The organism is Demequina zhanjiangensis (genome assembly GCF_030418315.1).
GTDB classification, from domain to species: Bacteria; Actinomycetota; Actinomycetes; order Actinomycetales; family Demequinaceae; genus Demequina; species Demequina zhanjiangensis.
The window spans coordinates 160,774-181,763 of the sequence record NZ_JAUHPV010000004.1 but is presented as its reverse complement, the minus strand read 5'-3'; the positions used below and the strand labels follow the sequence as shown (position 1 = coordinate 181,763).

Below are 20,990 nucleotides of genomic sequence, written 5' to 3'. Positions count from 1 at the left end.
GTACCACCCGCACCCCCCGCGTGGTTGGCTAGAGTTCCCTCGACGGAAGTCCACCGACGGCCTCTCGCCCCCCATGAGCATGGCCGCCCGACGCAACGGTCGCCCCGGACCCTGACTCCGCCTCAGGCGGGCTCGGACCGGAGCGGCGGACAAGGATCGACCATGAAGATAGGGGTCCCTGCAGAGACCCGCCGCGGCGAGAGGCTCGTCGCCGCCAGCCCCGACTCTGTCGCCAAGCTCATCAAGCTCGGCTACGAGGTGGTCGTCCAGGAGGGCGCCGGCACGGCCGCGAGCTTCCTTGACGAGCAGTACCTCGAGGCGGGTGCGACGATGGTCGACGCCGCCGAGGCGTGGGGCGCGGATGTCGTCACCTGCGTGAACGCGCCGGGTGCCGCACAGATCAAGCTGCTCGCGAAGGACGCGACGCTGATCTCCACGATGGCGCCTCAGTCGAACGAGAAGCTCGTCGCGAGCCTCGCCAAGAAGGGCGTCACCGCGCTCGCACTCGACGCCGTGCCGCGCATCTCGCGTGCGCAGGCGATCGACGTGCTCTCCACGATGTCCAACGTGGCCGGCTACCGAGCGGTCATCGAGGCCGCGGAGTCGTATGGCGGCATGTTCACCGGGCAGGTGACCGCTGCGGGCAAGACGAAGCCTGCCACCGTCTTCATCATCGGCGCCGGCGTCGCGGGCCTCGCGGCCATCGGAGCCGCCAGCTCGCTGGGCGCCCAGGTGCGCGCATTCGACGTCCGCCCCGAGGTCGCCGAGCAGATCGGCTCCATGGGCGGTGAGTTCGTGGTCGCGCCCGAGGCGCAGCAGGAGATCAGCGCCGACGGCTACGCCAAGCCCCTCACCGAGGAGCAGCAGGCCGCAGCGATGGATGTCTACGCCCGCGAGGCTGCGAACGCCGACGTGGTCATCACCACCGCGCTCGTGCGCGGCTCGGCACCCACGACGATCACGGCCGCGATGGTCGAGTCGATGAAGCCCGGCTCCGTGGTCGTGGACCTTGCAGCGTCCGGTGGCGGCAACTGCGAGCTCACGGTTCCCGGCAAGACGATCACGACCGACAACGGCGTGACGATCGTCGGCTGGACCGACCTGACGAGCCGCATGCCGCGCCACACCTCCACCCTGCTGGGTACGAACATCGTCCACCTGATGGCGTTGCTGACGCCCGAGAAGGACGGGCATCTGGTGCTCGACCTCGAGGACGTGGTGCAGCGCGGCATGACCGTGGCGCATCAGGGCGAGATCATGTGGCCGCCGCCGCCCGTCTCCGTGTCCGCCGCGCCCGCATCTGCGGCCGTGGCCGGCCCTTCAGAGGAGGAGCTCGCCGAGCAGGCACGCGTCGCCGCCGAGGAGGAGCAGCGCAAGACTCAGCGCCGCAACATCATGTACGGCATCGGCGCGGTCGCCTCGCTCCTGCTCCTCTCGTTCGCCGATTCGGCCACCGTGCAGCACCTCACGGTGTTCGCGCTCGCCGTGATCGTCGGCTTCTACGTGATCAGCAACGTGAAGCACTCGCTCCACACGCCGCTCATGAGCCAGACGAACGCGATCTCCGGAATCATCCTGGTGGGCGCGCTTCTGCAGATCGGCTCCGCCGACACGCTCGTGTCCACGCTCGCCTTCATCGCCGCGGCGGTCGCGAGCATCAACATCTTCGGAGGCTTCCTGGTGACCTACCGCATGCTCGGAATGTTCAGGAAGGACGCGTGATGACCCTCACCTCGCTCGCTCAGGCGACCTACGTCGTCGCCGCTGTGCTCTTCGTCCTGTCCCTCGCTGGCCTGTCCAAGCAGGAGACGGCCCGACGCGGCAACATGCTGGGCATGGTCGGCATGGGCCTCGCGCTCGTCGCCACGGTCATCCTGGCGCTGGATGTCTCGGAGCGCTCGCTCTGGGTCACGGCCCTGCTGATCGCGATGGTGTTCGCGATCGGTGCCTCGATCGGCATCTGGCGGGCCCGCACCGTCGAGATGACGCAGATGCCGGAGCTCATCGCGATGCTCCACAGCTTCGTCGGCGCCGCCGCGGTGCTCGTGGGCTTCAACTCCCACCTCACCGCCACGCACGCCGACGCCGTGCACCAGATCGAGGTCTTCCTCGGCATCTTCATCGGTGCGGTCACGCTGACCGGCTCTGTCGTGGCCTTCCTCAAGCTGTCGGCGCGCATGAAGTCGAGCCCGCTGACCCTTCCGGGCCGCAACTGGCTGAACCTCGGCGCGATCGTCGTGAGCCTCGTCCTGATGGGCGTCTACATGGCGACCGGCAGCATCGTCCCGGTGCTGATCATGACGGTGATCGCCCTGGCGCTGGGCTTCCACCTGGTCGCGGCGATCGGCGGCGGCGACATGCCCGTCGTCGTCTCGATGCTCAACTCGTACTCCGGCTGGGCCGCCGCTGCGGCGGGCCTCATGCTCAGCAACGACCTGCTGATCGTCACCGGTGCGCTCGTGGGCTCGTCCGGTGCGATCCTGTCGTACCTCATGTGCAAGGCCATGAACCGGGCGTTCATCTCCGTGATCCTCGGCGGCTTCGGCACCGAGGCGAGCTCGTCGTCCTCCGGCGCGGAGCAGGGCGAGCATCGTGAGGTGCAGGCCGCCGACGTGGCCGAGATGCTCACCGACGCGAAGTCCGTGGTGATCGTGCCCGGCTACGGCATGGCCGTGGCGAAGGCGCAGTACCCGGTGGCGGAGATCGTCGAGCACCTGCGTGCGCAGGGTGTGGAGGTGCGCTTCGGCGTGCACCCCGTCGCGGGACGCCTGCCCGGCCACATGAACGTGCTGCTCGCCGAGGCGAAGGTGCCGTACGACATCGTGCTCGAGATGGACGAGATCAACGACGACTTCCCGGAGACCGACGTGGTGCTGGTCATCGGCGCGAACGACGTGGTGAACCCGTCGGCGCTCGAGGACCCGGGCTCTCCCCTGGCCGGCATGCCGGTGCTGGAGGTCTGGAAGGCCAAGCAGTGCATCGTCTTCAAGCGCTCCATGGCGACCGGCTACGCGGGCGTCCAGAACCCGCTGTTCTTCCGCGAGAACTCGGCGATGCTGTTCGGCGACGCCAAGGCGAAGGTCGAGGAGATCCTCACCGAGGTCCGCACGAAGGCGGGCGCCAGCGCCTGACCTCCCCCGTCACGAAGGCCCCCACCCGCCCGGGTGGGGGCCTTCGTCGTCCTCGGCGGCGAGGCTGTCAGACGCGCGAGGCGACCGGGCCACCCGGAGCCGCCACCTCCTGCGCATCCGCGTCAGGAGCGCGAAGCCGCAGCCCCTTCAGGATCAGGAACAGCGCGAGCGAGATCTCCCACGCGAAGATCGGCACCGCAGCGAGCGAGGCGGTGACCGACACCTGGTCCTGGAGCCCGAAGAAGATCAGCAGGTTGGACGCGGTGACCAGCGGGGCTCCGACGAGTCCGAGCCACGTGATCCACTGCGGCACGAGTGCATGGCGTCGCAGCACTGCGGCGAGGACGACGGTGTGCACCCCGACCACGAGGCCCGGGCCCACGAAGAACGCCCACGTATACGTCTCGACCAGCCCTGCGGCAACATCGGCCTGGCCGACGTCGCGCATCTGCACCGCGGCCATCACCATCACGGCACCCACTGCGGCCACCCCTGCCTCGAGGGTGCGCAGCCCCACGTAGGCGATGGCTCCGGTCTGGCTTCGGCGCCGCACATGCGGGTAGAGGGCGACGGCGGTGCCCACGATCGCGACGGCGAGCACGACGTCGAGCAGCGCGCCGAGCTGCTGCGGGAGAGCGGAGCCGCCGCCTTCGCCCCAGGCCTCGTCGGTGAGCATCGTGCCGTAGAGCACGACCGCTCCCACCGAGGTGACGTGGGTGAGCAGGTACATGGCGCCTGCGAGTGCGCCCGGTCGACGGTAGGTGGCCATAGGGCTCTCCTCAGGTCATGGGTGTACGGCGTACACCTTTCGCGATGGAGAGTAGGGTGTATGGCGTACACCGTCAAGAGGAAGGGCATGATCGCGCGATGACGCCTGCCTCAGCACCCGCCGCCCGCACCCCGCTCAACCGCGCACGCGTGGTGGCGGAAGCGCTCGCAACCGCCGACGAGGCGGGACTCGAGAGCCTGTCGATGCGCAGCCTCGCGGACAGGCTCGGCGTGGTCCCCATGGCGCTGTACAAGCACGTCAGCAACAAGGAGGAGCTGCTGGACGCGATGGTCGACGCCGTGATCCGTGAGATCCAGCCGCGCGACGTCGCCGACGACTGGAAGGAGGCGGCACGCGAGCAGGTCATGGCCGCGCGCCGCACCATGCTCCAGCACCCGTGGGCATGGCGTGCTATCGAAACTCGCGAGGCCCCCTCCCCCGCAGCGCTCGACCGCATGGAGGCGATGATCGGGACGCTCCGTTCAGGCGGCCTCTCCGCCCCGCTCGTGCATCACGTCATGCACACGCTCGGGAGCAGGCTGTGGGGCTTCAGCCAGGAGGTGTTCGCCACAGGGCCGCAGCCGACGGACCCGCAGGCGGCGCAGGAGGCCATGGAGATGATGGCCGCCAGATGGCCGTCGGTGCTCGAGTCAGCCATGTCGACGCTGCACCAGCAGGACACGGCCGTGGGCCCCGGATGCGACGACGAGACCGAGTTCACCTTCGCGCTCGACCTCATCCTTGACGCCGCAGAGAGGCTGCACACCCAGGGCTGGACCCCCGGACCTCGCAGCGACGGCGCCACCCGCGTCGGCGCTCCGTGACATCGCCGTGTCCTGAGCCCAGCGCCTGCCGCGCCCGCCGGTCGCCCCAGCGAGCGCTCAGCCCACCTCGGGTGCCGGCTGCTCGCCCTCGGTGAAGTACGCGCGATAGGCGGAGATCAGGCGCTCGTTGAACGCGGCGTACGCCTCGACGTCGGCCACGTCCCAGGTGTCGAGCGAGCGCGCGAGGAGCGAGCGTCCGGAGCCCCGCAGCGGCGCCAGCCTCCGCACGGCGTCGGGCGTGAGGGCCAGCACCCTCTGACGCCTGTCCTCCGGATGCGGCGTGACCTCCAGGAGCCCGAGCTTCTCCAGGTCCTTGATGAGCCTGCTCACGACAGCGCGATCGGTGTGGATCGCATCGGCCGCGTCTCCCGCGGTGAGCGGCCCACGTCGCGAGATCGAGGCGAGCAGGCGGAACCCCAGGCTCTGCAGCTCAGGGTGGACCCTCACGGCGACGTCGCGCAGGACGTCCCTGTAGGCGGCCTGGACGTCCGCCACGGAGCGCTCGAGGCGCACCATGGCGGCGTCACGGTCCGTGAGGGCATCGGGAGTCACGGGCGGTCAGCCTCCTCGGCGCCGTCGGCCTCCGCCTCGCGCGAGGGCACGGCGCCGACCGCGGCCAGGCCGAGCTCCGCCTCCACGAGCTCGCTCTCGAGAGCGCCCGCCTCGGCGGCGCGCTGCGCGGCCTGACGCTCCGCCTCGATCGCGGTCTGCGTGCCGAGACGCGCGTTGGGGAGCAGGGAGACGGCCACGAAGGCCACGATAGCGAGCGGGACGGAGAGCAGGAACACGTGGCCGATGCCCGCCCCGTACGCATGCTCGACCACCGAGGCGATCGAGTCCGGCAGCTGGGCGATCTCAGGCACCGAGCCCGAGGCGAGGAGACGCGCAGCATCCGCCTGGTCCTCCGCGGAGAGCGTCGCGAAGCCCTCGGCGAGACGGCCCGGCAGCGAGTTCGCGAGCGCGACCCCGAGCAGGGACACGCCGATGGTGCCGCCGATCGTGCGGAAGAAGGTCAGCGTCGAGGTGGCGACGCCAAGACGCTCGACCTCGATACGGTTCTGCACCACGAGCACCAGGTTCTGCATGAGCATGCCGACGCCGGCCCCGAGGATGAACATGGAGATGCCCACCTGGACCAGCGACGTGTCGGCGTCGATGGTGCCGAGGAGAGACGAGCCGATGACGGCGAGCGTGGCACCCGAGACCATGATCGCCTTCCACTTGCCGGTGCGGCTGATCACCTGGCCGAACGTCGTGGAGGCGATGAGCAGGCCGCCCATCATCGGGATCGTGAGCAGACCCGACTGCGTGGGTGTCGCGCCGTGCGAGAGCTGCATGTACTGCGCGAGGAAGACCGAGGTGCCGAACATGGTCACACCGATCGCCGCGGAACCGATCACCGCGAAGGTGAACGTGCGGTCCTTGAACATGTCGAGCGGGATCAGGGGGTCCGGGACCACGAGCTCGACGACGACGGCGCCGATGAGCAGCGCCGCCGCTGCGCCCACCATCACATAGGACGTGGTCGAGGCCCAGGCGAACTGGCTACCCGCGAGGGTGACCCAGATCAGGAGCGTGGAGACGCCGGCGGAGATGAGCGCGATGCCCCAGTAGTCGATGCTGACCTTCTTGGGCTCACGGTGAGGCAGGTGCAGCGTGAGCTGGATCATCACGAGCGCGATGATCGCGACCGGCGCGGCGATGAAGAAGTTCCAGCGCCATCCGAACGTGTCGGTGACGACGCCTCCGAGCAGCGGGCCGCCCACCGTCGCGACCGCCATGACGCCACCGAAGAGGCCTGCGTAGCGCCCACGCTCACGGGGGCTGACGATGTCGGCCATGATGATCTGGCTGAGCGCCGCGAGCCCGCCTGCGCCGATGCCCTGCACCGTACGGGCGGCGATGAGCACGCCGACATCGCCTGCGAAGCCTGCGATGAGCGAGGCGACGATGAACAGTGAGATGGCGGCCTGGAAGAGCACCTTGCGATTGGCCAGGTCCGCGAACTTGCCCCACAGGGGCGTGGACACGGCGGTGGCGAGCAGCGTGGCGGTGACGACCCAGGTGTAGGAGGTCTGGCTGCCCCCGAGCTCAGCGACGATCAAGGGGAGCGAGGAGGACACGACGGTGCTCGCGAGCATCGACACGAACATTCCGAGCATGAGTCCGCTCAGGGGACGCAGGACGTCGCCGCGGCTCCGGGGCGGTGCGACGTCGGTGGGGAGTGCGGTCACGGATTCCCTCCAAGATTCTGTGACGTGGATCAACGTTTGATACTTGTCAAACATTAGGGAGTGGTCAAGTATTCCGCAAGCCGCTTCCATTTCCAGGAACGTTCCTGCGAATAGCCACCACTCACGCACCCTGGAGCGATATCGTGTCGGGCATGAGCGTCGACCCGCGATTCGCACGCAGCGCCACAGCGCTGGAGGCCACCGTCCTCACGCTTGCCGCGTCCCGACCCGTCGAGGACCTGTCGGTCAGCGAGATCGCGCGGGCGGCACACGTGTCCCGCGCCACCTTCTACAACCATGCGGAGTCGCCGGAGGAGCTGCTCGGCCGGGTGCTCGCAAGCGAGCTCGACCGCGTGCGCGAGGACTTCCTGCACGGCACCGTGTCCGGCGACCTCATGACCCAGTGGAGGGCCTCCGAGGACGCCCTCATGACGCACGTGCTCAACCACGAGGACGTGTACCGCACCGGGCTCGCCCCCACTCAGGCGAACCGCGGCACCGCGCTCTCGGCCCTTCTGGCCCGGCACTTCGAGGCCACGCTCCTCAAGTACGCCGAGACGGCCTCCCCCGCCAGGTTCTCCGACCCCAACGAGCGCCTCCGCCTGCAGATGGAGGCCGCCTTCACCAGCCACGGACTCGTGGGCGCGATCCGTGCCTGGCTCGTGTCGCCCGCACCCCGCGACCGCGACGCCGCGGCCGCCATCATCGTCGAGGCCACGCCGCGCTACTGGTTCGAGTTCTCCGACCCCGCCTGACAGCGGCCAGAAGATCGACTGTTCGCAAATCTGCCGACATGCGCCAGGATGGGGCCATGACATCAGCGCTCTTCTCCCCCCTGACGATCCGGTCCGTCGAGTTCCGCAACCGCCTGTGGGTGAGCCCGATGTGCCAGTACTCGTGCGAGAACCAGGACGGAGTGCCGGGCGACTGGCACCTCGTGGAGCTGGGCGCCTACGCCCAGGGAGGCGCAGGACTCGTCATGGCGGAGGCCACCGGCGTGGTCCCCGAGGGCCGCATCACCCCCTGGTGCCCCGGGATGTGGAGCGACGAGCAGGAGACCGCCTGGAAGCGTGTCGTCGACTTCATCCATTCGCAGGGCGCCAAGGCCGGCATCCAGCTGGCCCACGCCGGTCGCAAGGCCTCGACCCAGCGCCCCTGGGTCGGCAACGGCTCGGTCCCCAAGGACGAGGGCGGCTGGAGCACCGTCGCCCCCTCACCCATCGCGTTCCCCGGCTACGCCGAGCCGAACGGACTCTCCTCGGACGAGATCAACGACATCGTCTACGCCTTCGGCCAGTCGGCCGCGCGTGCGCTGGCAGCAGGGTTCGACGTGCTGGAGATCCACGCCGCCCACGGCTACCTGATCCACCAGTTCCTCTCGCCGCTCTCCAACGATCGTGAGGACGAGTACGGCGGCTCGATCGTCAACCGCTCGCGGATCCTGCTGGACATCGCCAAGGAGGTGCGCGCGATCGCCGGACCTGACGTCCCTGTGCTCGTGCGCGTGTCCGCGACCGACTGGATGGAGCCCGAGGGCTGGACGCTCGAGGACACCGTCACCGTCGCGACCTGGCTTCGCGAGGCGGGCGTCGACATGATCGACACCTCGACCGGCGGGCTCGTGCCCGGCGCGACGATCCCGACCGGCCCCGGCTACCAGGTGCCCCACTCGGCCGCCATCTACGACCGCTCGGGCATCATCACCGCCGCAGTGGGCGAGATCGTGGACGCGCGTCAGGCGGAGAGCATCATCGCCGACGGCAAGGCCACCGCGGTCTTCGCGGGGCGCGAGTTCCTGCGCGACCCGCACTTCGCGCTCCGCGCGGCGCACGAGCTGGGCGTGGACATCAGCTACTGGCCCAAGCAGTTCCTGCGCGGCACCTTCGCCGCCCGCCCCACCTCGGTCGACCAGCAGGACTGACGGGTCGGGGCCGCCAGGACCCCGACCCGTATGCAGTCGGCTACGAGCGGACCGGCGCCCGCCTGATCAGCGCGAAGCCTGCGCCGGCGCTGACCGCGACCACGAGCAGCGCCCACGTCGCCAGGGTCGGGATCGAGGTTCCGGTGAGGAAGCTCCAGACGTCGCCCCAGGCGTGCGAGGTGGTCACGACCCACAGGAACGCGACGACGGCGACGAGCAGCGTCGCGAAGTAGACGTACAGGCCGTTGCTCGCCCACCTCACCCAGACGCCTGCAGCGAACGCCCCGGTGGACAGTGCGAGGAGGAACCCGACCACGTAGAGGTACGTGACCACGGGCACCGGCTGGCCCGCCAGACCGAGCGGGGCGAAGAACGCCGCATCCATCCACCATCCCCCGGTGGCGCGCTCGATCACGGCGAAGACCGTGAGCCCCAGCGAGTGCACAAGGGCGAGGATGCCGAAGTACCCGAGCGTGCCCACGTAGTAGTCGCGCCTGGCCACGGACATCCCGAGGGCGAACCGGAACGTGAAGTGCATCGCCTGCACGGCGATGACGATCATGAAGACGAAGACCCAGCTCACGCCGCCGTTGTTCTGGAACGCGCCCTCCTCGACGCGGTCGGCGCCGCCGGCCGCATAGGCGATGAGGCCGTAGATCGCCAGGTTCACCCCGAAGATCAGCAGCGTGATGAGCCACGGCTGGATCAGCGTCATGAACGGGTTCGCGAAGTGGATGCGGAGCACCGCGCGCAGGCGGTGCGCCAGCGGGGTCGCGGGGTAGCCGACCGCGGCGGCCGGGCTCGTCTCGATGGCGGTCATGCGGAGATCTCCTCGGTGGACTGGACGCCGGTGCGGCGCACGATGAGCTGCTGGAGCGAGACGGGCGCGAGCTCGAGGCCCGCGGCGACTGCCTCGGCCTTGAAGGCGTCGTCGGCGCCGTCGACGGTGACCGCGGCGGTCCCGCCGAGGGTCTCGCGGTGGAGCACCTCACGCGAGCCGACGAGCCGGTCGACCTGAGCGGCGGGCCCGACGAGCCTGACGGCGGCGCCGCGCAGCTCGTCGGCGTCCTGGTCGATGACGAGGCGACCCTTGTCGATCACCAGGACCCGCTGGAACAGATCCGCCGCCTCGTCGATCAGGTGCGTGGACATGAGGATCACCCGGGGGTGCTCGGCGAAGTCGGTGAGGAGCCGGTCGTAGAAGAGCTGGCGGGCGACGGCGTCGAGGCCGGCGTAGGGCTCGTCGAGAAGGGTCACCTCGGCGCGGGAGGCAAGGGCGACCACCGCGCCGACAGCGGAGCGCTGTCCGCGCGACAGCTTCTTCATGTGACGGTCGAGCGGCGCACCGAAGTCCTCGATGAGCTGGGCGGCGTACGCGTCGTCCCATCGCGGGAAGATGCCCGACGCGGCCTTGAGCACGTGGCGGCCCTTGTAGCCCTCGGGGTAGGCCTGCGACTCCTTGATGAAGGCGATGGCGCCGAACGCATGGGAGCCGGTCGCGGGGTCGAGGCCCGCGAGGCGGGCCGTGCCGGAGGTCGGGAAGTCCTGACCCGTGAGCAGGTTCATCAGGGTGGTCTTGCCTGCGCCGTTGCGGCCGAGCACGCCGTAGACGCCGGGACCGTCGATGCTGAACGACACGTCGGCCAGGGCCGTCACGTCCTTGAACCTCTTGGTGAGGCCGTGGGCCTCGAGCACTGCTGTCATCGCTCCATCTCCTCCTTCACGAGCGCTGCGAGCTCGTCTGCGCTCATGCCGAGCGACTTCGCATGCGTGACGACCGGCGCCAGGTGGCGCTGGACGAAGTCCCCGCGCCGTTCGGCGAGCAGCTGGGCACGAGCCCCGTCGGTGACGAACATTCCGATCCCCCTTCTCTTGTGGAGCACCCCGGCGTCGACCAGCAGGTTGACGCCCTTGAGCGCCGTGGCCGGGTTGATCCTGTGGAACACAGCGAGCTCGTTGATCGAGGGGACTCGCGACCCCTCGGGCATCGAGCCGTCGAGCACTGCCGATTCGAGCGCCTCTGCGACCTGCTCGAACAGCGGGCGTCCGTCGTCCACGAGCACCTCCATGTTGGTTAGTTACCTGACTAATTAACCATAGAACCGGGAGGCCGTCAACAGGAGATGTCCGCCCGACGCTCTAAAGTGAGTGCCATGGCTTCTGATCATCTGGTGTGGATCGACTGCGAGATGACCGGGCTGGACCTTGAGAACGACGCGCTCGTCGAGGTCGCATGCCTGGTCACGGACGCCGAGCTGAACGTGCTCGGCGACGGCGTCTCGGTGGTGATCCGACCCCCCGCCGCTGCCGTGGAGCAGATGAACGACTTCGTGACGAAGATGCACGAGAAGTCCGGACTGCTGCCCGAGCTCGAGCACGGCACCACGATGGAGGACGCCCAGCAGCAGGTGCTCGCCTACGTCAACGCGCACGTGCCCTCAGGCACCCGCCCGCCGCTCGCAGGCAACACCGTCGGCATGGACAAGGCGTTCCTCGAGCGCGACATGCCGCAGCTCATGGAGCGCCTTCACTACCGTGTGGTCGACGTCAGCTCGCTCAAGGAGCTCGTCCGACGCTGGTACCCCCGCGTCTTCTTCCAGGCTCCCGACAAGACCGGCGGCCATCGCGCACTCGGCGACATCAAGGACTCGATCACGGAGCTGCGCTACTACCGGGAGACCGTGCTCGTCCCGCTGCCGGGACCGGACTCCGACGAGGCACGCGAGGCCGCCAAGAGCGTCTCCCCCTCCAAGGAGGCCGACGCAGCCACGACCACCGGCTGACGAAAGTGTCCCCAGCACCCGCCCAGGCAAGGTACACTTTTCGCTGGCCCTTCCCGTAAGGGTCGATGGTGGCTGTAGCTCAGCAGGTAGAGCATCGCGTTGTGGTCGCGAGGGCCGCGGGTTCAAGTCCCGTCAGCCACCCCAAGGAGGTCGAGAGGCCCCCGGCTGAGGCCGGGGGCCTCTCGCGTCTCCCGACCGATATCGTGGTGCCGTGCACCCCGCAAGGGGGACACCGATCCAGGAGGTGGACATGTTCGGCGCAGTGACCGGGGCCGCTCTGACAGGAGCAGGCCTCTCGGCGGCGGCCGGCCTCAACGCCTTCATCCCGCTGGTGATCGTCGGCGTCTTCGCCCGCTTCACCGACGTGATCGAGCTCCCCTCCGAGCTGCTGTGGCTCCAGTCCTGGCCCGCCATCATCATCGGCCTCGTCCTGCTGGCGGCCGAGATCGTGCTGGACAAGATCCCCGGGGTCGACACCGTCAACGACCTCATCCAGACCGCGGTGCGCCCGCTCGTCGGCGGCGTCATCTTCGCGGCGAGCTCCTCGGCCGCCGAGTTCGGCGACCAGACGTTCTGGACCGATCACCCGCTCGTGGCAGGCATCGTCGGCGCCGTCGTCGCCGCGGCCGTCCACATCTCCAAGACAGCGTCACGGCCTGCCGTGAACGCGTCGACCGGCGGCACCGGCGCGCCGCTCGCGTCGTTCGCCGAGGACGCGATCGCCGTAGGCCTGTCCTTCCTCGCGATCTTCATCCCGATCCTCGTGGTCGTGGTGTTCATCGTGCTCGGCATCATGGTCTACCGGATCGTCACGAGCGGACGTCGCCGCCGCAAGCACAAGTCGCTGCTCCAGACCAAGAACCGGCTCGCGCGCGAGGCGGAACAGGCAGAGGGCAAGGGCTCGCGCCGCGAACGCTGGAAGGCCTGGACCAACGAGTACCGCGAGCGTCGCGGCTCACGCGGGAGCAGCTCCGACTCGGACAGCGCCCCCACGCCCGCCACCGGCGAGACGCCTCCCAGCGCGGCGACCCCTGAGGCCGGCACGCCCGGGCCCACGACGCGCTCACGTCGCGAGCGGCGGGATCAGCCCTCGGCCTGACGCGGCTCCACGTCGAAGTCCGCCAGGAAGTCCTCCACGAAGTCGTTCGCGGGATTCTCCGTGACCTCCTCCGGGGTGCCCAGCTGCTCCAGCACACCGCCACGGCTCAGCACCGCGATCCTGTCCGCCAGCAGCACCGCCTCCCGGATGTCGTGCGTCACCATCATCACCGTGGTGCCCAGATCCTTCTGGATCGACGCGAACTCCCGCTGCAGCCTGCGTCGGCCCTGCGGGTCCACCGCGCCGAACGGCTCGTCCATCAGCAGCACAGGCGGCCGCACCGCGAGCGCTCGCGCCACGCCCACGCGCTGACGCTCACCGCCGGAGAGCTCGTGCGGATAGCGCGTGCCGTACTCGCCCACGGGAAGCCCCACGAGATCGAGCAGCTCCTCCACGCGGGCCTGTGAGTCAGCCTTGGACCATCCGAGCAGGCCGGGCACGGTGGCGACGTTCTGCGCGACGGTGCGATGCGGGAACAGCCCCACGTGCTGGATGACGTACCCGATCCCTCGGCGCAGCTGAACCGGGTCCTGGTCCATCACGTCGGAGCCCGCCACAGCGATGCGCCCGGCGCTGGGCTCCACGAGCCGGTTCACCATGCGCAGCGTGGTCGACTTCCCGCAGCCCGAGGGGCCCACGAGCGCGAGGATCTCGCCCTCACGCGCCTCAAGGTCGAGCGAGCCGACCGCGACAGTGCCGTCGGGGTACTCCTTGCGCACGCCCTCGAAGACGATCCCGGTGCTTCCCATCCGGCCACCGTAGCCGGTCCACGTCGCCGCGCGCACTCCTCGTGCCGCGCCCGGCCGGCTCGCGAGCGGCGCCGGACGCGCCCCTCGCCACCCTGTGTACGCTGGCACGATGGACGAGGTCCCCAACCCGTGGTTCTCGTGGACGTACCTCGAACGCAACTCCGATGAGGTGCTGCGCCAGCTCTCGATCCACACCACGCTGACGCTGCAGGCGATCGCGATCGCCGTGCTGATCGCGCTCCCGCTCGCGATCGTCGCACGCCGGATCCCGCGCCTCGCCGGCCCCATCATGGGCTTGAGCGGCGTGATGTACACGATCCCGTCGTTCGCCCTCTTCGCCCTCCTCGCACCGTTCACGGGCATCGGACGCACCACGGTGCTGATCGGCCTCGTCATCTACGCGCTGCTGGTGCTGGTGCGCAACACGCTCGTCGGACTCCAAGGCGTGGACGCCGACGTGGTCGACGCCGCCAAGGGGCTCGGATACACGCCCACCCGCCTGATGTTCGCCGTGGAGCTGCCGAACGCGCTCCCCTCGATCCTCGCCGGCCTCCGGATCGCCACCGTGTCGACCGTCGCGCTCGTGACGGTCGGCGTGGTCGTCGGCTATGGCGGCCTGGGCCAGCTGATGTTCCGCGGCTTCCAGTCGGACTACCGGGCCCAGATCCTCACGGCGTCGATCCTGTGCCTGCTGCTGGCGCTCGTGCTGGACCTGGCGCTCGTGCTGCTGGGACGGCTCGCGATGCCCTGGACGCGAAGGAGGCAGACCGCATGAGCGTGATCTCCGACGCGTGGGACTACCTCTCGGACCCGACGAGCTGGACCGGCCAGTACGGCGTCCTGCGTGAGGTGGCGCCTGGAGAGTGGGTGCTGCCGCAGGACTCGATCATCGCGTTGACGATCGAGCACCTGGGGATGTCGCTGGGAGCCGTCCTCGGCGCGACGGCGGTCGCACTTCCCCTCGGCGTCTGGCTGGGCCATCTGCGCAAGGGCGGCACTGCGACCGTGGTCGTCTCGAACGTCACGCGTGCCATGCCGACGCTTGCGCTCCTGACGCTCTTCGCCGCGTCCGCCATCGGATTCGGCAACCACGCCGTCGTCCTCGCCGCCGCGATCTTCGCGTTCCCGCCGATCCTGACCAACGCCTACACAGGCATGGCAGACGTGGACGCCGACCTGCGCGAGGCGGCACTGGGCCAGGGGCTCACACGCTTCCAGGTGGCGACGCGCGTGGAGCTGCCGCTCGCGTGGCCGCTCATCGCGGCGGGCCTGCGCGTCGCCACCGTGCAGACCGTGGCGACGGTGCCCCTCGCGGCGCTCGTCGCCGGAGGCGGACTCGGCGTCATCATCAACACGGGCCTCGCCACGCAGCGCTACGGACAGGTGCTCGCGGGAGGACTGATCGTGGCCGCGCTGAGCCTTCTGGTCGACTGGATCATGGGCCGCCTGCAGATCCGCCTGACGCCCGCACCCCTACGAGCGGATGCACGCGCCGCCGCATAGCGGTTGACTGGGGAAGGTGCCGGGTCGCGTCACCCGTCCCGCGGCGAGGCGGCTCCGAACACCATCGGCCCTGGTGCACGCCAGGGCGCAAGGAACAAGGGGGAACAATCCCGGCATCTCCGGGGTTGCAACCGTGACCGCCCACGACACGAGGAGCACCGATGCACACCCGTTCCGGCATCGTCGCCGCCGCGGCGATCTCCATGATCGCCCTCGCCGGCTGCACGAGCTACGAGGAGTCCGACACCTCGGGCTCGGCCACCGCCACCACCGGCTCCGACACGATGCAGGCCCAGGCCTGCGCACCCGTCGCCGGCGACACCCTCGTCGTCCTGGACGACGACATGAACCTTCAACTGTCCGACAACATGATCCCCGCAGTGAACGCCGACTCGGCGTCCGAGGCCGTGCTGGGCGCGCTCGACGCCGTCTCCGCCGCGCTCGACACCGACACGCTGATCCAGCTCAACAAGGCGGTGGACGTCGACCGACAGACGTCGGGTGACGTCGCCGCACAGTTCGTCGCGGACAACGGCCTCACCGCGCCGATGTCCGGTGAGGGCAGCCTCGTGATCGGCGCGGCCAACTTCTCCGAGAACATCACCGTCGCGGAGATCTACGGCGACGTCCTCACCGACGCCGGCTACGACGTCGAGGTGCGCACTATCGGCAACCGCGAGACGTACATGCCTGCGCTGCAGTCCGGCGAGGTGGACATCGTTCCCGAGTACGCCGCCACCGTCACCGAGTTCCTCAACAAGTCGATCAACGGCGCCGAGGCGGAGACCGTCGCGTCGGGCGACATCGACGAGACCGTCGCGGCGCTCGCACCGCTCGGCGAGGAGGTCGGGCTCGTCTTCGGCGCTGCCTCCTCAGCGCAGGACCAGAACGCCTTCGCCACCACACAGGGCTTCGTCGACGCCTACGGCGTCACCTCGCTGACCGAACTGGCAGAGGCCTGCGGCCCGATCGTGCTCGGCGGACCCGCCGAGTGCCCCGAGCGCGACTTCTGCCAGGTGGGGCTCGAGAACACCTACGGCATCGAGATCGACTCGTTCCTCTCGCTCGACGCGGGTGGCCCGCTCACCAAGACCGCCATCACCGAGGGCGACATCGCGCTCGGCCTGGTCTTCAGCTCCGACGGCGCGCTGGGCTGACGCCAGCGCCGCCACCATCACACGTTCGGGCACGCCGAGAGGCGCCCTGACGGGAACGCCGAGAGGGCGCCCCACGACGACGAGGGCCCGGTTCCGCGAGGAACCGGGCCCTCGTGGTGTCTCCAGGTGCACTTACCAGGCGCGATCGACCGGCCTTGGCTACTGTCGAGGTACGCCCACGAGAGGAGCACCGCCATGCCCGTCCCACCCGCACCCGAGGGTTACGCCCGGTTCCTGATGAAGAGCAAGTTCGGCGCGGGCCGCGACTTCAGGATCCTGGACCCCGCGACGGAGGCCGACCTGTTCCTCGTCGACGGGAAGATGGGCCCCAAGCCGCGCGCGGAGATCGTGGACACCCAGGGGACGCTGCTGTTCAAGGTGACAGGCAAGATGCTCGGCATCCCCAAGCGCATGGACATCGAGACCGCAGGCGGAGAGCATGTGGCCCACCTGCACGCCAAGCCGTTCCAGTTCGTCAAGGACAAGATCGAGGTGACGCTCGCCTCCGGCGAGGAGCTGCTGCTCGAGGGCAACATCATCGAGAAGGACTACACGGTCCGCCGCGCCGACGGGACGGTCGCGATGCAGATCACGCAGAAGTGGGTGACCGTGCGCGACAAGTACACGGTCGACGTGCTCGAGGGCGTGGAGCCTGGTATCGCCTTCGCGCTCGTGTGGGCGATCGACCGGTGGGTCGAGCGAGACTGAGCGGCCCTCGCACGAGACACCCGAGAACGACGAAAGCCCGGTCCGACTGGACCGGGCTTTCGTGACTGGTACGCCCCCAGGGACTCGAACCCTGAACCCGCTGATTAAGAGTCAGCTGCTCTGCCAATTGAGCTAGAGGCGCTTGCGACCGAGAGACAACATTAGCAGGCATCTGCCGATCTACGAAATCGAGCCGTCGCTAGGCGGCAGCACCCGTTCAGCGCAGTTCCTTGAGCCGTTCGTAGGTGGCCGCGAGCGCGATCAGCACCGCGCCCACGACAGCGAACGAGACCCATCGAGGGGCGAGCTGCTCGTCCACCGCGAACTGGGCGAGCGCGACCGCGATGGCCGTCGCTGCAGCGGCGACAGCGGGCGCGAGCCATCGCAGCAGCACCGTGGCGAAAGCCAGCAGAGCGACCGCGAATGTCAGGACCAGGGTGCGGGTCAACGCGCCTGGGAGCACGGCCAGCGCGATGATGCTGGGCACGAGCGCGATCGCAAGGCCGCCGCTCAGCGCAGTGAGGCTCGGCACCTGCGGGTCGCGCCGCATCCAGGCGACGCCCTCGGCGAGTGCCCAAGCGGCCGGCAGCACGGTGTAGGCCTCGACCGCGTAGAAGCCTGCCGAGAAGACGACCAGACCGAGTCCAACGCTGGCGAGCACGCCTGCGAGCCACCGAGCCTGGAGTCCTTCGTCCGGCATGACCGCGAGCCACGCGGCTGCGGCGACGAGCGCGGCGACGCCTGCTGACCTCAGGTCGGCGTCGCTGGCGGCATAGAGCGGGAGCACGAAGGAGGCGAGAAGCAACCCGATCAGCGCGTTGCCGGGCGCGACCCATCGCGCACGCAGCAGGGCTGCCAGTGCCGCCCCGTAGAGGCCGAGGGCCGCCGCCGCCGAGACGGGCGCGAGTCCCGCCGCGTGGCATGCCACCATGCCCGCCGCGCCGCACGCGATGGCTGAGGCGTGCGCCGTGATCTGTCTCGTCGCGGCGTCGTGCCACGCGAGGGCGAGGAGGACGCCTGCTGCGACGACGAGCACGCCCACCTGCGCCCACAAGTGAGGCCCAGCCCACAGCGAGGCACCGGCGATGAGCGCGACCGCGTGCCATCCGCGTATGGACAGGCGCGGCGCCACCGAGAGCACCAGCGCCGAAGCGGCCGCGGCTGCCACGAGGGTGAGCACGATCCATGCGGCCGTGGCGGGGACCGACGAGGCGGACGCGAGGAGCAGCACCGTGAGGATGGTGCCCAGCTGGCGGCGCCCGCGCTGGGTGGCGACCGCCGCGAGCGCCCCGGCAGATGCGAACAGGACCGGCTGCATGCTGAGGCTCGCCTCCGCTCCGGAGAGCCAGGGATCGGCGACCCCGACGATCCAGTCGCCGAGAGCGGATACGGCCGCGGGGAGAGCAGCCAGCGCGGGTGCGAGCACTCCCCACCCGGCGACGCGCGCGAGCTTCCGTGGGATCACCAGGAGCAGCCAGCATGCCGCCGCTGCCGAGAAGGCCGCTGCGACTCCTGCATCGATCCAGTCGCCGGTCGCCTGCCCGACGAGGGCTGGCGGAAGCAGCGGGCCGAGCGCGAAGGCGACCGGCAGGGTCGCGTGAGGGCGCCACCGCGCTCCGACCGCGAGCAGCGCCACCACGAGCGCCACGAGCAGGGCGCCCTGCCACCACGGAAGGGTGTCCTCCGACAGGCCCACCAGCGCCCGAGCGGCGAGCACGGCCGACCACGCGGATGCCGCGACGAAAGCGGAGGTCCGGGCGACGCGAACACTCCACCATGCCGCGGTCGCTGCGAGCAGCACTGCACCGACAAGCGAGGCGAGACCGACCGCGAGGCTCGTGGCGCCTGACTCCTCGAGGAGCCTCGTCGCCTGCACGAGCGCCGCGAGGAGCAGCACGACACCACCGATCTCGATGGCTGCGCCCGCGCCTGGGGTCAACGGATGGCCGTCGGCAGGTCTGCGGATCCTGAATGCCGCTGCCGCCACTCCCCCTGCGAGCAGCGTCGCCAGGACCGGTCCGCGCGCCACGACGACCTCGCGGGTCGAGTCGAGTGGCATCGTCAGCGCGAGCTCAGCGAAGGCAAGGCCGAAGGCCACGATCAGCGTCAAGGCCGCCGGCGCAAGCCCTGGCGCGGCCCAGGTCTGAGCGCGGGGAGCGAGGCGCGCGAGAATCCACACGGCCACGGCCCCTGCGAGGGTCACGGCTGCGGCCGCCCACGCCCATTCCTCCGTGAGGCGAGCGACCGTGGCGCCCACCGTCACCAGCGCCAGCCCGGTGCCGACTGCGGACAGCGCGCGCGGGAAGCGACGCACAAGGCCGAGCGAGGCCGCGAGCGGCAGCAGCACCGCCAGCCCTGCGATCACGAGGTGGGAGTCTGGGCTGCTCCACGCCGCGGCGCCACCGAGCCCCGCCAGGACGCCGATCACGACGGCCGCGATGCCGAGCACGCGACGGTCGCTCGCGTCGACCCATGCAAGCGCGGCCAGGCCTCCGACGAGCGCGGAGCCAAAGGCGGACAGCGCCAGCACGGCGCCGTCCGCCGGTGCCGCCACGAGCGCGAGCGCGGGAAGCGTCGCGGCGAGCAGCACGGCTCCCCCACGGCTCAGAACGCGCGCGGACGCCCAGCGCGGCCCGCTCTCCTCACTCCACGACCGCGTGAGGAGCGTGGAGCACGCGAGCGCCACGAGCCCGACCGGGACCCACGGCGAGAGCGATCCGCCCTCGTCGAGCGCCGCAGTGAGGCCGGCGCCGAGCGCGGCAGGGGCAGCGAGCGCAGCGGCTACCGCCGCGGGGAACAGCCCGGCGACCAGGTGGGCACGCAGCGCGACGAGCCGTCCGGCGAGGGCGAGCGCGGCAACGGCGACCACGGCCACCAGAAGCGGAGCGGCGCCGAGCACCCCCCACGCGTGCGCGGTGGCGGCAGCGACGCCGGATGCCACCGCGACGGTCGAGACCGCGCCCGCACGAGGCTCGCGCCCTGCGCTCGTGAGGAAAGCGCCGAGGCCGACCGGGAGCCACGCCCACAGGAGCGCGCTGCCCGACCAGCCGAGCGCGACAGCTCCTCCGGCGATCACGGGGACGAGCGCCCATGCGGCGAACAGCAGCGCGCGTCGCGGGGCTCCCTCGATCCACCAGGGCGCGAGCGCCGCCAGCGCGGCGGCAGCCGCGCTGCCCAGGAGCGTCCATCCGACGATGCCGAGGGAGTCGGCGCCTGCGACCGCGAGCCCGACGGCAGCGACTCCGAGCGCTCCCGTGGCGACGACGGGCACCCACGCGACGCGGCGGCGGGCGAGCAGCCAGCCTGCGGCGGCGCCCGCGGCGGCGGCCGCGGACGCGGTGAACGGCCCGAGCACGGTCAGCGCCCGCGCGAGCGCGACCACAGAGGTGCCCGCGAAGGCCATCGCCACCACTCCGACGGCACCCGCGGAGACCCCGAGTCCCTTTCGTGTGAGCCAGTGCGCGAGCCATCCGGTCCCGCCGGCGAGGGCGAGCAGCAGGAGCGCCTGCGCGGGAGGGAAGAAGGTCTGCCAGGTGACGGCGACGAACACCACCGCCGAGGCGATCAGCAGGACCGCGCCCGAGAGGCCCAACAGGACCGGCGCCGTCAACGACTCCCGCCACGCGCTCCGGCGGGGAGCGGCAGGCGCCCCTCCGTGGGGCACGGCCCGCGTCGGCGCGCCCGCAGCCGCAGGCCGCACGTCCGCGGGGGCTGCGCTCGCCTCAGGGGCGTCGTCCCGCCGAGCCGCGCCAGCCCACGCGGGCCCCGCAGCAGCGGATGTCTGGCCCGCAGCCGCCATGCTCTCGGCATAGGTGTGCGGCGCGATGCGCGTCTGGTTGAGGTGTGCGTAGGCGTTCTCGCGCTGGGCCGAGGCCTCTCGCCACCGCACGGCGAGCGCGTCGTACTCCGCCTGGAATCCCTGGAGGCGCGCGTCGAGCTCGGCGGTGCGGGCGAATGCGGGGTGCGTCAGGTCGGCCTGGCAACGCGGACAGCGGTCCTGCTCGCCGGGCCTGCACGGCCCTGTGCAGATCGGACATCTGACGTCCGTCGGCTCGTTCTGCTGCACCACGGTGCCCCCGTTCTCCCCGGCGCCAGAGTAGCGCCGCGTGGGA

General features: G+C 70.4%; 19 protein-coding genes and 2 tRNA genes. 12 read left to right on the top strand and 9 right to left on the bottom strand.

Going from position 1 to position 20,990, the window contains the following annotated elements; genetic code table 11:
• The first annotated feature begins 162 nt into the window (after nucleotides 1-162).
• Together QQX04_RS08115 and pntB are read left to right on the top strand one after the other, a co-directional pair.
• Complete coding sequence (locus tag QQX04_RS08115; RefSeq protein ID WP_301128008.1) at nucleotides 163-1,722, top strand: Re/Si-specific NAD(P)(+) transhydrogenase subunit alpha; 1,560 nt, start codon at nucleotides 163-165, stop codon at nucleotides 1,720-1,722.
• Nucleotides 1,722-3,131 carry a Re/Si-specific NAD(P)(+) transhydrogenase subunit beta gene (pntB, locus tag QQX04_RS08110; protein WP_301128006.1) on the top strand — a complete coding sequence of 470 codons (1,410 nt, stop codon included), beginning with the start codon at nucleotides 1,722-1,724 and terminating at the stop codon, nucleotides 3,129-3,131. Before QQX04_RS08115 ends, pntB begins: the two co-directional genes overlap by 1 nt.
• Before the next feature lie 67 nt (nucleotides 3,132-3,198).
• Here the strand turns inward: pntB and QQX04_RS08105 are convergent, their stop codons facing one another.
• A complete protein-coding gene (locus QQX04_RS08105) occupies nucleotides 3,199-3,900 on the bottom strand; it encodes a DUF4386 domain-containing protein (RefSeq protein WP_301128004.1) in 702 nt (233 codons plus the stop codon).
• 98 nt (nucleotides 3,901-3,998) lie between these two features.
• Between QQX04_RS08105 and QQX04_RS08100 the strand changes: the two genes are divergently transcribed.
• Nucleotides 3,999-4,724 (top strand): TetR/AcrR family transcriptional regulator, encoded by a 726-nt coding sequence (locus QQX04_RS08100; protein WP_301128002.1) that lies wholly within the window; start codon nucleotides 3,999-4,001, stop codon nucleotides 4,722-4,724.
• A gap of 57 nt (nucleotides 4,725-4,781) precedes the next feature.
• Here the strand turns inward: QQX04_RS08100 and QQX04_RS08095 are convergent, their stop codons facing one another.
• Nucleotides 4,782-5,276 (bottom strand): MarR family winged helix-turn-helix transcriptional regulator, encoded by a 495-nt coding sequence (locus QQX04_RS08095; RefSeq protein ID WP_301128000.1) that lies wholly within the window; start codon nucleotides 5,274-5,276, stop codon nucleotides 4,782-4,784.
• The gene (locus QQX04_RS08090) at nucleotides 5,273-6,958 is read right to left on the bottom strand and encodes an MDR family MFS transporter (RefSeq protein WP_367312949.1); all 1,686 of its coding nucleotides are present in this window, start codon (nucleotides 6,956-6,958) and stop codon (nucleotides 5,273-5,275) included. The genes QQX04_RS08095 and QQX04_RS08090 overlap by 4 nt, the downstream gene beginning before the upstream one ends.
• Before the next feature lie 152 nt (nucleotides 6,959-7,110).
• On the opposite strand from QQX04_RS08090, the gene QQX04_RS08085 reads away from it, so the two are divergent.
• Nucleotides 7,111-7,713, top strand: coding sequence for a TetR/AcrR family transcriptional regulator (locus tag QQX04_RS08085; protein WP_301127998.1), 603 nt, complete (start codon nucleotides 7,111-7,113; stop codon nucleotides 7,711-7,713).
• A gap of 56 nt (nucleotides 7,714-7,769) precedes the next feature.
• A complete protein-coding gene (locus QQX04_RS08080) occupies nucleotides 7,770-8,879 on the top strand; it encodes an NADH:flavin oxidoreductase/NADH oxidase (RefSeq protein WP_301127996.1) in 1,110 nt (369 codons plus the stop codon).
• 40 nt (nucleotides 8,880-8,919) lie between these two features.
• On the opposite strand, the gene QQX04_RS08075 is transcribed toward QQX04_RS08080, so the two are convergent.
• The 3 genes from QQX04_RS08075 to QQX04_RS08065 are packed head-to-tail and all read right to left on the bottom strand — an operon-like array spanning nucleotide 8,920 to nucleotide 10,948.
• Complete coding sequence (locus tag QQX04_RS08075; RefSeq protein ID WP_301127994.1) at nucleotides 8,920-9,699, bottom strand: hypothetical protein; 780 nt, start codon at nucleotides 9,697-9,699, stop codon at nucleotides 8,920-8,922.
• Complete coding sequence (locus QQX04_RS08070) at nucleotides 9,696-10,583, bottom strand: ABC transporter ATP-binding protein (RefSeq protein ID WP_301127992.1); 888 nt, start codon at nucleotides 10,581-10,583, stop codon at nucleotides 9,696-9,698. Before QQX04_RS08070 ends, QQX04_RS08075 begins: the two co-directional genes overlap by 4 nt.
• Nucleotides 10,580-10,948 carry a GntR family transcriptional regulator gene (locus QQX04_RS08065; protein ID WP_301127990.1) on the bottom strand — a complete coding sequence of 123 codons (369 nt, stop codon included), beginning with the start codon at nucleotides 10,946-10,948 and terminating at the stop codon, nucleotides 10,580-10,582. Before QQX04_RS08065 ends, QQX04_RS08070 begins: the two co-directional genes overlap by 4 nt.
• A gap of 84 nt (nucleotides 10,949-11,032) precedes the next feature.
• Between QQX04_RS08065 and orn the strand changes: the two genes are divergently transcribed.
• The 3 genes from orn (at nucleotide 11,033) to QQX04_RS08050 (ending at nucleotide 12,761) form a co-directional block, all read left to right on the top strand.
• The gene (orn, locus tag QQX04_RS08060) at nucleotides 11,033-11,662 is read left to right on the top strand and encodes an oligoribonuclease (RefSeq protein ID WP_301127988.1); all 630 of its coding nucleotides are present in this window, start codon (nucleotides 11,033-11,035) and stop codon (nucleotides 11,660-11,662) included.
• Nucleotides 11,663-11,730: 68 nt separating this feature from the next.
• Nucleotides 11,731-11,806, top strand: a tRNA-His gene (locus tag QQX04_RS08055).
• Between the two features lie 106 nt (nucleotides 11,807-11,912).
• Nucleotides 11,913-12,761: a DUF4126 domain-containing protein gene (locus QQX04_RS08050; protein WP_367312948.1), complete on the top strand. Its 849-nt coding sequence runs from the start codon at nucleotides 11,913-11,915 to the stop codon at nucleotides 12,759-12,761.
• On the opposite strand, the gene QQX04_RS08045 is transcribed toward QQX04_RS08050, so the two are convergent.
• A complete protein-coding gene (locus tag QQX04_RS08045; RefSeq protein ID WP_367312947.1) occupies nucleotides 12,746-13,510 on the bottom strand; it encodes an ABC transporter ATP-binding protein in 765 nt (254 codons plus the stop codon). The genes QQX04_RS08050 and QQX04_RS08045 overlap by 16 nt on opposite strands.
• Nucleotides 13,511-13,619: 109 nt before the next feature.
• On the opposite strand from QQX04_RS08045, the gene QQX04_RS08040 reads away from it, so the two are divergent.
• From QQX04_RS08040 to QQX04_RS08025, 4 genes are all read left to right on the top strand, one after another.
• Complete coding sequence (locus tag QQX04_RS08040) at nucleotides 13,620-14,285, top strand: ABC transporter permease (RefSeq protein WP_301127986.1); 666 nt, start codon at nucleotides 13,620-13,622, stop codon at nucleotides 14,283-14,285.
• The gene (locus tag QQX04_RS08035; protein WP_301127984.1) at nucleotides 14,282-15,013 is read left to right on the top strand and encodes an ABC transporter permease; all 732 of its coding nucleotides are present in this window, start codon (nucleotides 14,282-14,284) and stop codon (nucleotides 15,011-15,013) included. Before QQX04_RS08040 ends, QQX04_RS08035 begins: the two co-directional genes overlap by 4 nt.
• Nucleotides 15,014-15,174: 161 nt before the next feature.
• Nucleotides 15,175-16,170 (top strand): glycine betaine ABC transporter substrate-binding protein, encoded by a 996-nt coding sequence (locus tag QQX04_RS08030; RefSeq protein ID WP_301127982.1) that lies wholly within the window; start codon nucleotides 15,175-15,177, stop codon nucleotides 16,168-16,170.
• A 195-nt stretch (nucleotides 16,171-16,365) separates the two neighbouring features.
• Complete coding sequence (locus QQX04_RS08025) at nucleotides 16,366-16,878, top strand: LURP-one-related/scramblase family protein (RefSeq protein ID WP_301127980.1); 513 nt, start codon at nucleotides 16,366-16,368, stop codon at nucleotides 16,876-16,878.
• 66 nt (nucleotides 16,879-16,944) lie between these two features.
• On the opposite strand, the gene QQX04_RS08020 is transcribed toward QQX04_RS08025, so the two are convergent.
• Both QQX04_RS08020 and QQX04_RS08015 read right to left on the bottom strand, forming a co-directional pair.
• Nucleotides 16,945-17,020 (bottom strand) — tRNA-Lys (locus tag QQX04_RS08020).
• Nucleotides 17,021-17,095: 75 nt separating this feature from the next.
• Nucleotides 17,096-20,947, bottom strand: a complete 3,852-nt coding sequence (locus QQX04_RS08015; RefSeq protein WP_301127978.1) for an SCO7613 C-terminal domain-containing membrane protein — start codon at nucleotides 20,945-20,947, stop codon at nucleotides 17,096-17,098.
• Nucleotides 20,948-20,990 lie beyond the last annotated feature (43 nt).